The organism is Flagellimonas yonaguniensis, from assembly GCF_029193885.1.
Classification (GTDB): domain Bacteria; phylum Bacteroidota; class Bacteroidia; order Flavobacteriales; family Flavobacteriaceae; genus Flagellimonas; species Flagellimonas yonaguniensis.
The window spans coordinates 90,609-105,886 of record NZ_JARFVB010000007.1; the positions used below are offsets into that span (position 1 = coordinate 90,609).

General features: G+C 40.4%; 10 protein-coding genes. 6 read left to right on the forward strand and 4 right to left on the reverse strand.

The window, feature by feature from the left end; genetic code table 11:
* Positions 1-46 precede the first annotated feature (46 nt).
* The 4 genes from PY092_RS12560 to PY092_RS12575 all read right to left on the reverse strand — a co-directional run bounded on the left by PY092_RS12560 (position 47) and on the right by PY092_RS12575 (position 8,395).
* Complete coding sequence (locus tag PY092_RS12560) at positions 47-1,588, reverse strand: IS1182 family transposase (protein WP_275616156.1); 1,542 nt, start codon at positions 1,586-1,588, stop codon at positions 47-49.
* 74 nt (positions 1,589-1,662) lie between these two features.
* Positions 1,663-3,972, reverse strand: a complete 2,310-nt coding sequence (locus tag PY092_RS12565) for a zinc-dependent metalloprotease (protein WP_275616157.1) — start codon at positions 3,970-3,972, stop codon at positions 1,663-1,665.
* Positions 3,959-5,329 (reverse strand): RagB/SusD family nutrient uptake outer membrane protein, encoded by a 1,371-nt coding sequence (locus tag PY092_RS12570; RefSeq protein WP_275616158.1) that lies wholly within the window; start codon positions 5,327-5,329, stop codon positions 3,959-3,961. The genes PY092_RS12565 and PY092_RS12570 overlap by 14 nt, the downstream gene beginning before the upstream one ends.
* Before the next feature lie 42 nt (positions 5,330-5,371).
* Positions 5,372-8,395, reverse strand: a complete 3,024-nt coding sequence (locus PY092_RS12575) for a SusC/RagA family TonB-linked outer membrane protein (protein ID WP_275616159.1) — start codon at positions 8,393-8,395, stop codon at positions 5,372-5,374.
* 761 nt (positions 8,396-9,156) lie between these two features.
* Here PY092_RS12575 and PY092_RS12580 point away from each other — a divergent pair.
* The 6 genes from PY092_RS12580 to PY092_RS12605 all read left to right on the forward strand — a co-directional run bounded on the left by PY092_RS12580 (position 9,157) and on the right by PY092_RS12605 (position 15,195).
* Positions 9,157-9,537: a helix-turn-helix transcriptional regulator gene (locus PY092_RS12580; protein ID WP_275616160.1), complete on the forward strand. Its 381-nt coding sequence runs from the start codon at positions 9,157-9,159 to the stop codon at positions 9,535-9,537.
* 195 nt (positions 9,538-9,732) lie between these two features.
* Positions 9,733-10,257, forward strand: coding sequence for a DUF4365 domain-containing protein (locus PY092_RS12585; RefSeq protein ID WP_275616161.1), 525 nt, complete (start codon positions 9,733-9,735; stop codon positions 10,255-10,257).
* Positions 10,257-11,348, forward strand: a complete 1,092-nt coding sequence (locus PY092_RS12590; RefSeq protein WP_275616162.1) for a hypothetical protein — start codon at positions 10,257-10,259, stop codon at positions 11,346-11,348. Before PY092_RS12585 ends, PY092_RS12590 begins: the two co-directional genes overlap by 1 nt.
* 360 nt (positions 11,349-11,708) lie before the next feature.
* Positions 11,709-12,134: a type II toxin-antitoxin system VapC family toxin gene (locus PY092_RS12595; RefSeq protein WP_275616163.1), complete on the forward strand. Its 426-nt coding sequence runs from the start codon at positions 11,709-11,711 to the stop codon at positions 12,132-12,134.
* 127 nt (positions 12,135-12,261) lie between these two features.
* A complete protein-coding gene (locus PY092_RS12600) occupies positions 12,262-12,645 on the forward strand; it encodes a hypothetical protein (RefSeq protein ID WP_275616164.1) in 384 nt (127 codons plus the stop codon).
* Between the two features lie 147 nt (positions 12,646-12,792).
* Positions 12,793-15,195, forward strand: coding sequence for a hypothetical protein (locus tag PY092_RS12605; RefSeq protein WP_275616165.1), 2,403 nt, complete (start codon positions 12,793-12,795; stop codon positions 15,193-15,195).
* The last annotated feature ends 83 nt before the right edge of the window (positions 15,196-15,278 follow it).

Below are 15,278 nucleotides of genomic sequence, written 5' to 3' on the forward strand. Positions count from 1 at the left end.
GTTTTTTCGATTTATTTCCCTCGGTCAAGATCGGGCCGGAGGGCCCCTATGCCGTTAAAGTTGCCTTTTTAAGGTTGTGTGCCATGGCAATGAGCCCTATTTCGGTCTCGACCTTGTCGATGCCCCTTAACAGGAACCGTTTGAAGCCCATGTTCTGTTTGATGTTGCCGAAAACGGCCTCGACGTCCCAGCACCTTCGCTTGCGATGGGCGATCCCCTCTTCGCCCAGCAGTCTTTCCCTGGCCGTGTCCCTTAGCCTTGCCAGGTTGTGGTTGCGCTCAACGGTCCTGTTGCCTTTTCCTTGATGGCACGCCCCGCGCATGGGGCATCCCGAACAGTTCCGTGCCCGGTAGCGGTCGATGGTCTGCAGGTATCCCGTTTTGGTTTCCCGTTGGTAACTGTCCACGTGCTCCATGGCCTGCCCCATGGGGCAGAAGTACCGGTCCCCCTGGCTGTCGTAATATAGTTTGTCGGCCGCAAACGGGCTTTTAGAGGTCCCCCTTTTTTCGTCCAGTCGTTCCTTGTGGAAGTGGCCGTACTTCACGAAGGCCTCGATGCCCTTGCTTTCCAGATGGGCGTAGTTCTCCTCGCTGCCATAACCGGCATCGGCGGTAAGTTTTTCGGGCGCCCGGCCGTAACCCTCGATGAACCCCTCCACATGGCCGATCAGTGCGGTGGTGTCCGAGGTGGTCTGGGCAAGGCTATAATTGACGATGAACTGGTTGTTGGTGCCGGCCTGTAGGTTGTACCCCGGTTTTAACTGTCCGTTCTGCATGTGGTCCTCCTTCATGCGCATGAAGGTGGCATCGGGATCGGTCCTGCTCATACTGTTCCTGCCGCCCATTTGCCCCTCTTGACGGTCGTACCTCTCCAGGTTCTTGGGCCAGTTCTTTTTGGCGTAGTTCAGCTTTTGCCTTACTTTTTTGTCGATCGGCCTGTCCTCCAAAGCTTGGTTGATCTGGTCTATCGTCTCGGATACCTTCTTCGGGTCTATCGCCCCAAAGTCGGGCATATTGGGGGTCTGTTCCTCATCTTGGTACACTTTCTCCACATAGCCCCAGAGTTCCTTTAACTGCTTTTGGATACGCTCGCGCGAGGTCTTTATGCCCTTTGCCCACACAAAGGTATACCTGTTGGCGTTGGCCTCGATCTTGGTGCCATCCAGGTAAATGTCCTTCAAGCTCAAGTGGCCCTGTTCGGCCAACAGTACCACCACTTGATTGAATATTTTTTTAAAGTGGCCCTTTAACCTTCCCGATCGAAAGTTGCTGATGGTATTGTGGTCGGGCCTGGCCGTGCCGGCCAACCACATAAAATGGAGGTTCTCCCCAAGGGCCTCCTCTATCTTGCGGGAGGAATACAGGTTGCGCAGATAGGCATAGACCAATATCTTGAGCAATACCTTCGGGTGATAGCTGGAGGTGCCCCCTCCCTTATAGGTCCTTTCCAATATCTCCAGATCTATGCCATCCAAAATTGAATTCACGATCCGGACAGGATGGTTCTTGGGTACCAGGTCATCATAACTGGGCGGAAGAAGGCTCAACTGGTCCTGGTCATTGGTCTTCCATACTACTTTTCGGCTCATAACTAAAGTTACGATCCATTACTGTTTTAAACAAAAAAAGAGACTGCCTTTTTAGACAGCCTCTTTTTATTCCTTCACTCGTAGATTTTGCTAAGTAACATTTCATAGCATAGGCTCAAATGACCTTTTGTTATGGGGTCTTGGCAATGCTTCATTGCCTTTGTCAACGAAACCAGGAGCTCCTTTAATTCAACTTCCAAGGCACTTTTGGTATACTGACTGTAAAGGTTGCTATTATAACCAGCCAAATCATTGGTGACATGGATCCTTGGTTGTTGGGCCAATCCGGCTTCAATCAAAGCTAGATATGTTCTTTGCAGGTTTTGCCTTCTGCGGTCCACCACCACACCATGACCATCCAACTCCTTAAATATTCCTTTCTGGATTTGTGACAAGAGATTCCTACCTAATTCCCCATGACCATGGATATCCTCCATAAATTCCAATCGTTTCCAACGATAGGGAGCCATTAATTCCTTGAGCAACTGGACTTGGTATAACAAAAGCCTGTCCCGGTCGGCAGCATTGTGAAGCCTTCCCAAATAAGGAGGATGGGTCAACCAAGGAGGTGGGGCAAAGGCATTGTCCAAAAGGAACTGTACTGCCTGTTCCTGCTTTACCGGGGAGATTGGTGTATATACAAGTCCTGTTTGATCCCCATTTTTGTACTGTATGTCATAACCACCGACCATAGATAGGACATGGGACATTTGGTGGAACCAGAATTCCAGTGTTCTACCATGAAGGATCTCAAGAAGCCCATCATCCCGCTTCCCTTTACTGACCGAGGGTAACAAGGTCACAACACGTTCAAGATTCTTCAAACCCAAGGCCATACTCGCAATGGGGTCATCATTGTCAGCTACTTCTTCGTCATCACCAGGGCCGAGGGATGGATTTCGTGCCAAGGTAAAGCGATACCAAGGCACACTGTCCTGTTGCCGCGCCAAGGCATTAAGGAAAGGTAGCTCGGCATCCGGGCTTACAGCATCGGGTATGGGCATATACCCCCATTTGATCTGGTACCTATCCATGGGTCCCACACCCTGAATCAAAAGGGAGGGAGGAATACCGTCCTCGGGCTGAGCAATATGGTGGTGACGAGAATAGCTCATGATACTGGGCACATGTCCCATACTCTTCAACCATTCGATATCCCTTATCCTTTCGAAGGGGTAGGCATATTCCCCATAATTACCATCCTTAAGACCAAAGGCATGCCCCGCCTCATGGGCAGTGACATATTGAATCAATTCCCCCATAAGGTCATCAGGAAATGGAAACTGTTGGGCCCTTTCATCCAAGGGCGAACACCGGACAAAATAGCTATAGGCCAATTCCATAGGATCGGCAATGATAATGTTGGCACTCAAAATCTCACCTGTTCTATAGTCACTGATTATTTCACAGGTCGACCCCCCCAATCCCCGGCCTCTTATTTCTTCTGTCACAGCCCACTGGACAACGGAACGACCTACACTCGGTTTCATTTCCCCCATTTCATCCCTGTTCCATTCCCGTACTTCCAATGCTCCGGTAAAACCGGCTGCCTCAAAAGCAGGTAACCATGACTCAATGCCTGCCTTGACATACGCTTTCCATTTTTTGGGAATCTTTGTATCCAAATAAAAAACAATGGGGTTTACTGGGGGTGACAGTGGCAGCTCAACATCCCTTTTCTCCAAACGCCAACGTTGGATACTGCCTTTCTCGGATTTGGTGGACCACCCCAAGTTGCTATAGGTTCCCTCCGAATGATATCCCATGCGATGGTCAAACAACCGAACTTTCATGGGCTCTGGCAATTTATAAAAACTAAAGTCCACTGCGATGGTCCGGTCATTCCCTTTGTAATCGACCGTCTGATGGGTTCTGACTATGACTTCGTTTTTAAGGTTGACCACACTGCCCACATAGTTGAGACCACTTTTACCCAATGCCGTGTTCCGGCTCCATCGGATATCCGTTTTAAAAAACAAATCTGTAATATCAATGAACAGGTGTTCTTTCAAACTTCGGTTTTGGATAATGGGATATCTCCCCAAAAGTTGATTGTATACCCGCTGGTTTTTTGGCAATGGAGGTATCAACACCCCAGCCCCTGAAGGTATCAAGGAAAGCTCCATAAAAACAACATCTTCCTTTTTTGACCAAGTAACCTGATGCTGGCCAGCTCCATGGCGGACTAAAAGCATTGGGACCTGTAGGGTTTTACTATCCAATTCCAAGGTCACCCTGCCATCTTCAAAATGGCCCTTGACCCCAAAATTGGCCTGCCCCCATATGGGACAGGCCGCTAACCAAATAATAAAAAATAAATGAAAATTGGGGTTTACTATAACTGGGATTACCGTATTATAAAACTGCCTTTTAATAGCCTTCATTTTGTGGCAGGAGATTAGGGTTACTCAACAATTCATCTTCTGGAAGTGGCAACAAAACATCCGTAGTGTCCCAATATGGTTTTGACAAGGACAGTACTTCATCGATTTTCCCTGTTCGTTTCAAATCAAAAAAACGATGCCCTTGTTCAGAGAAGAACTCGATGTTTCTTTCCTGTGCTATGGAAGCCAATAAGAATGCACTATCGTTCCCGTCCAAGGGGTTTAGGGAGCATCGATTCCTAATAGCATTCAGAAAATAAAGGGCATCCGTGGCTTGTCCCATATGAGCCGCAGCTTCGGCCGCAGTCAAGTACATTTCGGCTAACCTAAAGAGTATTGAACATTCCATGGTAGTCTCCGTCGGGCCATTGTGTTTGTATTTAAAGGGATAGTACCAAGTTTGTTCTGAATCGGATATGGCCCCGACCCATTCCGTCCATCTCGCATCCCCTTCCTCGAAGCTGTCTACTAATTTCTGTGTAAGTGATGTATTTGTCGGTGGAGCACTCATGGCAATAAACATAAACCCTTCATAGGTGTTGGTCCCCGCTGTCCCGTTATCCAGTTGCCAGAGGGTTTCTCGACTCTGTTTGAGAAAAACGTTCTCCAATTCGGGCTCCAAGACAAAAGGACCGTCCGAAATCACACGTTCTGCTTCCTGCTTGGCCAGCTCCCATTCCCCCCTATAGAGATGGACTCGGGCCAAAAAGGCAGTTGCCGTCCAATAATTAGGACGGAACACATTGGATTCCCCTGCCGTTTCAAGCAAATATTCCTTTGCCTTTTGGGCATCCTCCAAAACCTTATCATACACGGCGTCACCATCCATGCGCCCCACTTCCGCATTGATTTTGTAATCCATGGTATCCACATATGGAATGTCCCCGAACAGATTGACCATATTAAAGTGTATGAAGGCCCTGATAAAATAGGCCTCGCCCATAAACCGATTCTTATCCGCTTTGGCCAGGGAACCGGATGCTTGCACCCCATCCATAATCCTATTACAATTATAAATGAGGTTATAAGCAGTATTCCAGAATTTAGCCACGTCGGAACTCGTGGGCAGCACACTATTAAGATAAAAGTCCCGTGTGGAATCCTGATTTTCACTGACAAGGAATAGCTCATCGGTATAATGTCCCATAAGATAGGAAAGGCCAGAAGCAGATCCTGTGGTAAAGGCACTCTCCCGTAAGGTAGCATGGATATGGGCAAATGCGCCATCCACTGTGGCTGCCTCCTCAAAAACATGTGTCCCTACCAACTGATTCTTAGGGGAATCAATTTCTAGATATTGTTCGCAGGATACCACCAAGGGCAGCATCAATAGTAATTTTTTCAAATATGTTTTCATAACGCTTGTGATTTGTTCATTTGACATCTTTATTTTTGATGCTTAAAAGGTTAGTCGGGTGCCCAAAGTCACCATCCGTAAGGAGGGTACCGCCAAAGGGTTCCTAGTTTCCGGATCCAACCCCAGATAATTGGTCCATGTGATCAAATTCTGTCCTCGAAGGAACAACAGACAGGAAAAACCTTGGTTTTGTTTTTCGGTCAACAGATAGGTTATGGAAACATTCTTAAGTCTTATAAAGGAAGCATCGGAAATTGAGGCATCACTTCTACCAAAATTCTGAAAGGCTGCATTGGCCTCAGGTGTACCAGTGGAATACCGTTGAAAGGAAACATCGTCCCCAAGCTGTTGCCAACGCTGTAAAACGTTCCGAGGTTGATTGGCCATTTCTCCGGGCAGTGAACTTCGTGACCAAAGGTTCTCCCCCAATTGTTTTGTAAACTGAAACAACAGGTCCACCCCCAACCGTCCTATATTAACCTGATTGCTAAGACCTCCATAATATTTTGGGTTCAAGTCCAATAGCACACCCCTATCACCTGCTGAGGTCAAAAGCCCGTCCCCATTGAAATCCTCAAAGGAGTAGAGTCCCGTATCGGAATCCACCCCGTTCAACTGAAACCTCTGGGCTATGTTCAAAGGTTCCCCGATGACCAATTGGTTGGCATAGGTAGAACCTTCGAGGTTGGGAAAGGCAATCAAGCGGTTCTTAGGCAACGTAATATTGAACCCCGTATCCCATCGAAACTTATTGGTCCGTACAATAATGGTATTCACAGTGAATTCCCAACCGGTATTCTCGACCTCGGCATCCAAGTTCCCATTTATGGAAGCAAACCCGGTCGTTGCCGGAAGCGGAATCCCAACCAGCTGGTTCGATGATCTATTTTTGTAATAGCTTCCATTAAAGACAATACGGTCGTTGAACAGCCCTAGATCCAAGGCAAACTCCAATTTCCGATTTTGTTCCCAACTGTAAAAAGGGTTGAACAGTCGAGTGGGATAAAGCCCACTGACACCTTGATATTGAAGACTACCAAAGGAATAAGTGTCGAGATATTGATAATCGCCAATCTGATCGTTCCCAGAGGTACCATAAGTGGTCCTCAGCTTTCCAAAGCTCAAAAGGGAAACCCCTTTTAAAAAGTTCTCTTCCGAAAATACCCATGCTGCTCCTATCGCCCCAAAACCGGCAAAGCGCCTATCCGGCCCAAACCGGCTGGATCCATCCCTTCGCCCTGATAAGTTCAAAAAATAACGTTCCTTAAACCCTAAGTTCACCCTTCCATAAATAGCATGGTATCGATATGTTTGATTTTCGTCAGAACCGGGATAGATGGAGGATGCCGCCGATAGGTTTTCAATTAGTTTATTACTGGCAAATCCATAGGCATACTGTGACATGCGCTCGCTCTTCTGTTCTTGAAACGTAAGACCGGCCAAAGCACTCAACCTAAGATCCCCCAAATCCTTTTGAAAATCCAATTGAGGCTCCACAATCCAAGAATTCCTCTTACCATTGTTGAACAGCGCACTTGAATATTGGGGACCAGCCCCATATACAGGATCATAAATGGTGGATGGCGTGGTATTTATCTCATACAAGTGGGATTCCGTATATCCAAGGTTGGCCTTCAAGGTCAACCCACCCCAAAGCTTGTAGGCCAAACTTAGGTTCCCTATCAAGGTAGAAGCCTTGGATCTATAGTCCCGTTCCAAGACAGACAAGGGATTTACCCATGTGGAATTTTCCCAGTTTAAAGATCCGTCCCCATTGTACAGTTCTGGGGCGTTTGGAGCTAAATAATAGGATTGTAGTACCAAAAGTCCGTCCCCGGGCAAATCGTTATTGTTAGAGGTATAGGTGGAAGACAATTGCAATGTCAACCTATTATCCATGCTTCGATGGCCCACATTGGCCAAAACGGAAACTTTATCATTTTTATAGTCCCCGGGAAAAACACTGGTCTGTTTGTGATAATTCCCACTGACCAAAAAATTGGTCCGACCATCTCCACCAGACACGGAGACCTGTACATTGTTGAGATAGGAGGTCCTTCCGAAGAGTTCCTTTTGCCAATTGGTTTCCCGTGTCTGGTCCCACGTACCGTTAACGTCATAGGAGGCCGAAGGATACTCTGTGATTCCATCATTGGCGTAGGCTTCCCTCCGCATCTCAAGATATTCTGCTGTTCCCATCAGATCAAGGTTACTACTTGTCCGGCCCAGCCCCGTCAACAGGCTCACTTCAACCTTGGTATCGGTATCTCCTCCTTTCTTGGTTGTGATCAATACTACACCATTTGCTCCACGTGACCCATATATGGCGGTAGCATCCGCATCCTTTAATATTTCGATACTTTCGATATCGGTGGGATTGATATTGTTCAAGGGACTGATGCCCTCACCAGGCAAGGCGACCGACGCCTGTATCTCTCCAAGACTGGCGGACGAATAGGGTACCCCATCCACAATATATAGGGGTTCGTTGCCATCGGAACGGATACTATTTCGACCTCTGATTCTGATATTGAAATTGGAACCTGCCAGTCCGGAGGTTTGTACAATCTCCACCCCTGCTGCCCTTCCCTGAAGACCTGCCAAGGGATTGGAAATTGGCTGTTTTTCGATGTCCACCGAAGTAACTTTGGCTATACTCCCGGTACGTTCCTTCTCTGAAACCGTGTAATATCCGGCGTTCAATACCACTTCCCCTAGTACCGTCACATCCTCTTCCAATTGTATGGATATCTCTCCCCTACCGGCAACGGGTATAGTAAGGGATTTAAAGCCCACCATGGAAAAGGCCAACTTATCATCAGGCCCGGCCTGAATACTATAAGAACCATCCATATCGGAAATGGTTCCCTTATTGGAGGAATCCACGACAACATTTACCCCGGCCAAAGGAAATCCGTCAGTATCTGTAATGATTCCAGAAATTGTTGCCTGCCAAGGGTATAAGCTATTGGCAGCTACAAGTTCTTGGCCGAGCCATGGAGACAAAAAGATATATAGGAGCAGGAACCATGATGTCCTGCAAAAGCATTGTGGTGATTTCTTCATAATGTTGAGTTCGTTTAATTAAAGCGTTAGTTATTCTTTCATTCCCTACAGTACAATCACTTGACTGTCCATAGGTTTTTATCCACACTGCCCAAAAAGTCATGACAAAGCCGTAACTTCCAAAAGGCATTAAGGTTTGGACATAGGCCACCCTGTCCAAGTAGCAAAAGCTCTTGGAAATAGGATTCCTAAATGGAAAAAGACTATGGAAATGTACTAAGGCCGGATGCCCAAAAAAGTGTAAACGTAAACAATGGGACAAAAGGATTTCGTTAACCGGAAAAATGTTGCAGCTATCCCATAGTTATAGCCTTAGGGTTAGACAGGATTCTTGGGCTTTTTCTTAAAGAGAATCTCAAATAGGGTTAGGCCCGCTCCAGAATTGTAACCGACCGATACTAAATGATTTACTAAAAAAACAAGCCTTTTGTTTCCCATGACCCTTAGGTTGGGCGACACCCCGAAAGACCAAAAGAAATCAAACGCTAAGAAAAAGTTGGGCGTGAAACTCAACTTATCGGTTTGGGGTACTGGTATACCTTGCAACAATAAGAGAGCCCACGCCCGGGTCGTGAGCCATCTGCTTATTGTCTTGTTGCATAAAAATTACCAGTTTTCAAACCAAGACTCTAAGCGAAAGCTTCAAATATGTTCTAAACGAAGAATCGCAAATTATGTATTTCTTGGGCAATATACCAAATTACCTTATTCGATACAAATTTGTATCGAATAAATACTGCGTTTTTCTCAAATTTTACTAAATGCGAAAGTACAGCAGTATAGAAATAGAATTAATTAATATTCAGATTGGGTGTTTATTAAGATTGGCCAGATTGAGAAAGGGTCTTTCTCAGCTTGATTTAGGACACCAAATAGATTCAAATTCAATGCTCGTTGGCAGAATTGAAAGAGGGAAAGGAAAATCCAGTTGGGAAAAAATTTTCATGCTAAGTAAGCAAATGGATACTAATTTTTGTGAACTTTTTGAATTAAGGAGTAAAGATGACCTATTATTAATTGTTGAGGAGGCTTTACAATACGAGAACAAACTAACCAAGGATAAAAGGGAATTCTACGATTCTCTTAAAAGAAAAATTGAAGAAACGTATAGTTCATTTAATCAAGAACAAAATTCAAATTAACCACCTCGACTTTTCCTCGATATCCTTTTCTAGAAAATTCTTACATTTAGTCATTACTCCCCCGAAAACTTTATTGAACGACAAGAAAGCTATGCTTAAATAGCATGGTGAAAATTGGGAATACCCCTCTTATTTGATAGTGTATACTTAATAAAATGGGTAAATAAACAAGTTGGCTGTAATTAGAAAAAAGATATGACGGATAATGATATTATGGAAGAAATATCTAAAGGTTATTTAGAATTAATAGCCAGTAGAAATGGATATTTTAATTCCATACACCGTGATTATGGAACGGATTTAAGTATCAGAAAAGCAAAATTATGTCCTATTAGAAAAAGATATTTGACAACTGGAAAGGCAATTGACATACAGGTTAAAGCTGTTTCCGAAAAATATGTTCGTGACTACAGCGATAATTCTAAAACATTTGTAAAATATGACCTTGAAGTTAAGAATTATAATGATTTAATTGACCGAGCTAATGAAAATGGCTCGTTCATTCCTTTAATTTTAGCTGTATTTATAATGCCTGAATTTAAAAATGATTGGCTCAATGTTAAACCAGAAGAATTGATTTTAAAAAAATGTGCTTTTTGGTTTCAAATTCCTTCAGGTTCGTCACATTCTGTTAATAAATCTACAGTAACAATTGATATTCCAAAAGCTAATCGCATAGCGATGGATTTTTATGACGTTCAATTTTCAGCACTAGACTAATGAGCAGATATAAAGAAATATTAATAAAAAATTATTTTATCTCTAGAGGTTGGAATCTTAAACGAGAAGGAAATCTATTTGTTTATTTTTCACCACCTGAAAACATTGGTTTACCACAAGATTATTTGTTAGAATTACCCAAAATGTCAGCAAATGAGAAAGGCTTTGATAATTATATAGAACGATTAATTGAAGATTTAATCTTTGCACTACCATCAGAATCAAATAAGGAAGATTTAAAAATATTATTTAGTAAAGAGAATTCAATTTTAAAATATAAAATTTTTGATGCCGACTCTTCTGATGGTACAATTTCATTTCAGAAGCATATTGATTCTTTAGATAACTTTAAAAAAGCTCTATCCCAAGCAGTAATATTTACAGCAACAAATAAGCCAATTTTTGGAGATGCCAAATATGAGGTGGAAAGCTACCTAAATCGTTGTCGAGCTTTACAAACAGAAAAAGGGAGTTATGTGACAAGGCTTGAAATACCCAATGATACAATCTATACTGCTTTCTCAAAAATTGAATCAGAAGATATAAATCATAAACTTTTTGACACACTGGAATATATAGAAGAAAATATATTCAACGCAAAAAGTAAAATGGATATTACAGAAAATTATCTTCAAGATATTTCACCTATTTTAAATTACGAATTGTTCAATTCTATAAAAAACATTTATACCAAATCACATATTAATAATTTAGAATATCAACTATCATCACACAATCAAATAAGAAGAATAGAAACTGAACGAGTGCAAAAAAGCATCCCCTACTTTACTAAGTATTTAAGAGACGTTAAAAAACTTTTATTAGATGTAGTTCCTTTAGAAGCAATAGGATATATCAAAAAACTTTCATCATTAGCACCTTTACATTCAACAAGAAATGAAGTTACTATCGATGCAGAAATTTCCGGAAATACAGAAACAATAAAAATTATACTTCGAAGTGATGAATATATCGAAGCTATAGAAGCACATAAAAATGAATGGCCAATTCGCATAAAAGGAAAAGCTCAACAAAACAAAACTATGCTGACTATTAAGGAAATTGAGGAATTTGCTATTATTAAAAAATAACTGCCGCGAACACGGGTTAACCGTTCTCCCTTCGGCGGACAGGTAAACAAGCCCTTGAACATCTGAAAAATACATGTTTTAAGCACTTTTTAGGGGATTTTTGTTTTGAGCAAGTGTTCGTTTCTTAGATTTTTGGCACCAAAATGTCTATGTTCTATCTACTGGGTCCAAATTTTACCGGTTACAGGTTTTCTGGAAATTTCTTACATTTAGAATTCTCCCCCAAGATTTATTGAATATCATGAAAGCAATGCATTGCATTCAATTGCAAAACCTAAGCATAACAGTCAATAATGGTGGCATATGACTTAGAAAGCTGGGGATATAAGTTAGTTGTAATTAATTTGACCAACATTAATTATGAAATTGATATTTGACTCAAATGTTTTCGATGATTTGATAACTGAGAAATTGGATTTAAGAATTGTGAAAAATAAAAGTCACGAAGTTTATATAACTCATATACAAGTTGACGAAATAAACGAATGCTACGACAAAGAAAAAAGAGCGCGACTTTTTAACTCAATGACAGAAGTTAGACCAGAAAAAATTACAACCGAATCTTTTATTATCGGAACATCAAGAATCGGTTCTGCTAAAATTGGTAACGGAAATTTATTTGAGCAATTGAGAATGGGAAACTATAAAAAGACAAACGATGCGCTAATTGGAGAAACAGCAATAAAAAATAATCTGACTTTAATTACAAACGATAAAAAATTTAAAAATAAGGTAATCGAACTCGGAGGAAACGCATTGACTGTGGAAGAATTAATAAACGAATAAAAACTACTTACAGCTATAATTCATTACGGTCTTTCGGCTACGGCAAAAAGAATCCTGTGGATTTCTCCGTAACGAAACCATAGCCGTTATGCATAAATTTGAGAGAACATTGAAAAAATAAGAAAATATGGCAATTTTTGGAGTAGGTGCATACTATGACCACGATGTAAGTGAAGATTTTATTCGGCAAAATCTTGTTGGAGTTGGATGGAGTGATCAAGATGCACCTGAATTAAGAGAATATTTTACATCTTTAAAAGTTGGTGATATAGTTTATATAAAGGCTGCATTTGGAGGAAATGATATAACAGTAAAGGGAATTGGGATTATAACAGACCACTTTGTCATCCGAAATAACGGACTTGTATCCACGGGTAGAAATGTAAAATGGCTTTCCACAGAAAGATTTGTAATTCCCAGACCTAATGAAAAGAATAATGTCAGGTCAAATACAGTATATGAAGAGTTTCATCCTGTTGTTTTAAACGAAATCATTTCAAAAATAAATTGAAAAGTATGGAACTAAAAACATTCATAATTTAAGTTGGCTATAAGTGATTGCTTGTTCTCACTTACTTCTGAAAATCCTCGCGGATTTTCAGTTTGGTGTGTACTTGCAAATTAAAATACTAAGCCTTTCAACTATTAACTTTCAGGTATGGAAAAGATATTTTGGGAACTCTACAATGCAGATTATGAATCTGATGTAGAAAAATTTATAAAAAATCATCAGATTTTTCAGGATAATGAAAATTGGAAGCCATATGGAGGAAATAAAGGAAATTTTGGAACTTTTGAGAGTCAACAAAATCATCCAGTACCTGCATTAATTGAAAAAATAACCAATTCAATTGATGCTACTTTAATTAAAGAATGTAAACTAATTGGGTTAGACCCAAAATCAAGTGAAGCACCTAAATCCATGAATGAAGCAGTTGAGCTTTTTTATGGTGTAAAAAATGGAGAGATTGGAGAGTTAACAAACACAGAGAGACGAGAATTAGCGGAAAATATTCAAGTAATAGCAACCGGTGACAAACAACAACCAAGTATCACAATTTTTGATATGGGAGAAGGTCAGCTTCCCAATGAATTTGAAAATACATTTTTATCACTTCACCAGAATAATAAAGCAAGTATTCAGTTTGTTCAAGGAAAGTATAATATGGGCTCAACCGGTGCTGTTGTTTTCTGTGGAGAAAAAAAATATCAATTAATTGCCTCCAAAAAAAATAAACATTTAAATAATGGAATTGAAAGTGAAATTGGTTTCACTTTAGTTAGGAGACATCCACTTTCTCTCAATTCCGACAATGGAAATTTTAAAGCTACATGGTATGAATATTTTTGTCCTATTGGAAAAATACCAAGCTTTAAATCTAAAAATTTAGACTTAGGGCTTTACAACAAGGAATTTGAATATGGCTCAATTGTAAAACTATATTCCTATCAATTGCCTCGTGGTTCAAGGTCAGATTTCACCCTTGATTTATGGAGAGATTTAAATCAATATATGTATCACCTTCCTTTACCAATTAGTGTCTATGAAAAAAGAGATTATGCTGGTAAAACACCTAGTAAACCGGTTCTTGGAAATAGAACTAGAATTATTATTGATAGTCGAGATAAAGTTGAGAAAATTATTGAGTTTTCAATCCCCAAAGAATCTGGTCTTGGCGATATCTCCATACAAGTCATAATTTTTAAAAATGAAGTGCCACATAATGACTTTATTAAGAACAAGTCAATCATATTTACACAAAATGGTCAAGTGCACGGTTCGGAAGGTCAATCATTTGTTTCTCAAAGTCTTGGCTTTTCATTAATAAAACAACATACTTTAATTCACGTTGATTGCACAAACATTCCAACCGAAATAAGACAGGACTTGTTTATGTCTAACAGAACCCATCTAAAACAAGGTCCAAAAACTGAAAAATTACTGGATGAAATAATTTCACTATTAAAAGGGAACAAAGAATTAAAGAAATTAAATAATGAACGTAAAAATTCATTATTGCGAGATTCAACTTCTGACAAGGATTTGTTGGAAAATTTTCTTTCAAAATTACCAGTAGATAAAGACGTACTAAATCTATTAAAGAAAAATGGCTCTTTAAATTTTCTAAAATCCAAAGGAACACAGTTTAATGGGAAAAATGCAAACAAGGATAAAAATGGAAAAAAACTCAATCGTTTTCCGGGTGTATTCAATGTGAATTTAAAGGAAAACAAAGAAGGTAAATTGTATAGGACAATTCCATTAAACTCAAATGGAATTGTAACTATTGAAACTGATGTTGAAGATGATTACTTATTTCGTCCTATTGAAAAAGGAGAGTTTCAAATAGAGGTGCTTCAAAAACAAAGTCAAACCGATATACCGGTTAACCCACATCCTAACCCAAACCCAAATGTAACATCAGATGTTTTGACTGTTAATAGAGTTGGTCCTTCTGATGGAACAATTAAATTATTGATTAAACCAAATGAAAAGGCAAAAGTTGGTGATTTAATTGAGGTCAGAGCAAAACTAACTTCACCAGGCAAAGATTTTAGTTGTGTATTTGACGTAAAAGTTGATGAGAAAATTAGCAAACCGAAAGAAAATGATAGAAAACCAACAGAATCTTTTCCAAATCTTCCTATACCCAAAAAAGCATTTAAAGAACCTATCAACGAAAATGATACAGCTTGGGATAATCCAAATTTAAAATGGACAGGAGAAGATATTGTTAAAGTAATGCCAGAAACAAATGAAGATGGGGAACTTTTGGTTGAGGCTATAATTATCAATATGGATTCTTATAGTTTATTAAATTTCTTATCCAAAAATCAAATAAAGACAGAGAAAGAAATTAAGTATATCAAAGACAAATATTTCTTATCAATATATTTACACAGTTTGTTTCTTTTCAGCATAATGCAAAAAATGCGGAAAGATGATGAGCATTTGAAACCAATTGATATTGAGGAATTCATTTCAAAAATGATTAAGCCTTATGCTAGTTTCTTGCTATACGAAAACTATCATATTGAAAAATTTGCATTTGCGGAATAAAAGTCAATATCAAATGTTTAGGAAGATTGCTGCCTCAATATTAACCCCTGCGTGCCTTTGCTTCCTACCCTCCCTGTAAAATA

What these genes read in the sequence shown, in the direction of transcription:
- PY092_RS12600 (WP_275616164.1), top strand. Translation starts at nt 12,262, where the DNA reads ATGGCAATTTTTGGAGTAGGTGCATACTATGACCACGATGTAAGTGAA.
- PY092_RS12585 (WP_275616161.1), top strand. Translation starts at nt 9,733, where the DNA reads ATGACGGATAATGATATTATGGAAGAAATATCTAAAGGTTATTTAGAA.
- PY092_RS12605 (WP_275616165.1), top strand. Translation starts at nt 12,793, where the DNA reads ATGGAAAAGATATTTTGGGAACTCTACAATGCAGATTATGAATCTGAT.
- PY092_RS12575 (WP_275616159.1), bottom strand. Translation starts at nt 8,395, where the DNA reads ATGAAGAAATCACCACAATGCTTTTGCAGGACATCATGGTTCCTGCTC.
- PY092_RS12595 (WP_275616163.1), top strand. Translation starts at nt 11,709, where the DNA reads ATGAAATTGATATTTGACTCAAATGTTTTCGATGATTTGATAACTGAG.
- PY092_RS12570 (WP_275616158.1), bottom strand. Translation starts at nt 5,329, where the DNA reads ATGAAAACATATTTGAAAAAATTACTATTGATGCTGCCCTTGGTGGTA.
- PY092_RS12560 (WP_275616156.1), bottom strand. Translation starts at nt 1,588, where the DNA reads ATGAGCCGAAAAGTAGTATGGAAGACCAATGACCAGGACCAGTTGAGC.
- PY092_RS12580 (WP_275616160.1), top strand. Translation starts at nt 9,157, where the DNA reads ATGCGAAAGTACAGCAGTATAGAAATAGAATTAATTAATATTCAGATT.
- PY092_RS12590 (WP_275616162.1), top strand. Translation starts at nt 10,257, where the DNA reads ATGAGCAGATATAAAGAAATATTAATAAAAAATTATTTTATCTCTAGA.
- PY092_RS12565 (WP_275616157.1), bottom strand. Translation starts at nt 3,972, where the DNA reads ATGAAGGCTATTAAAAGGCAGTTTTATAATACGGTAATCCCAGTTATA.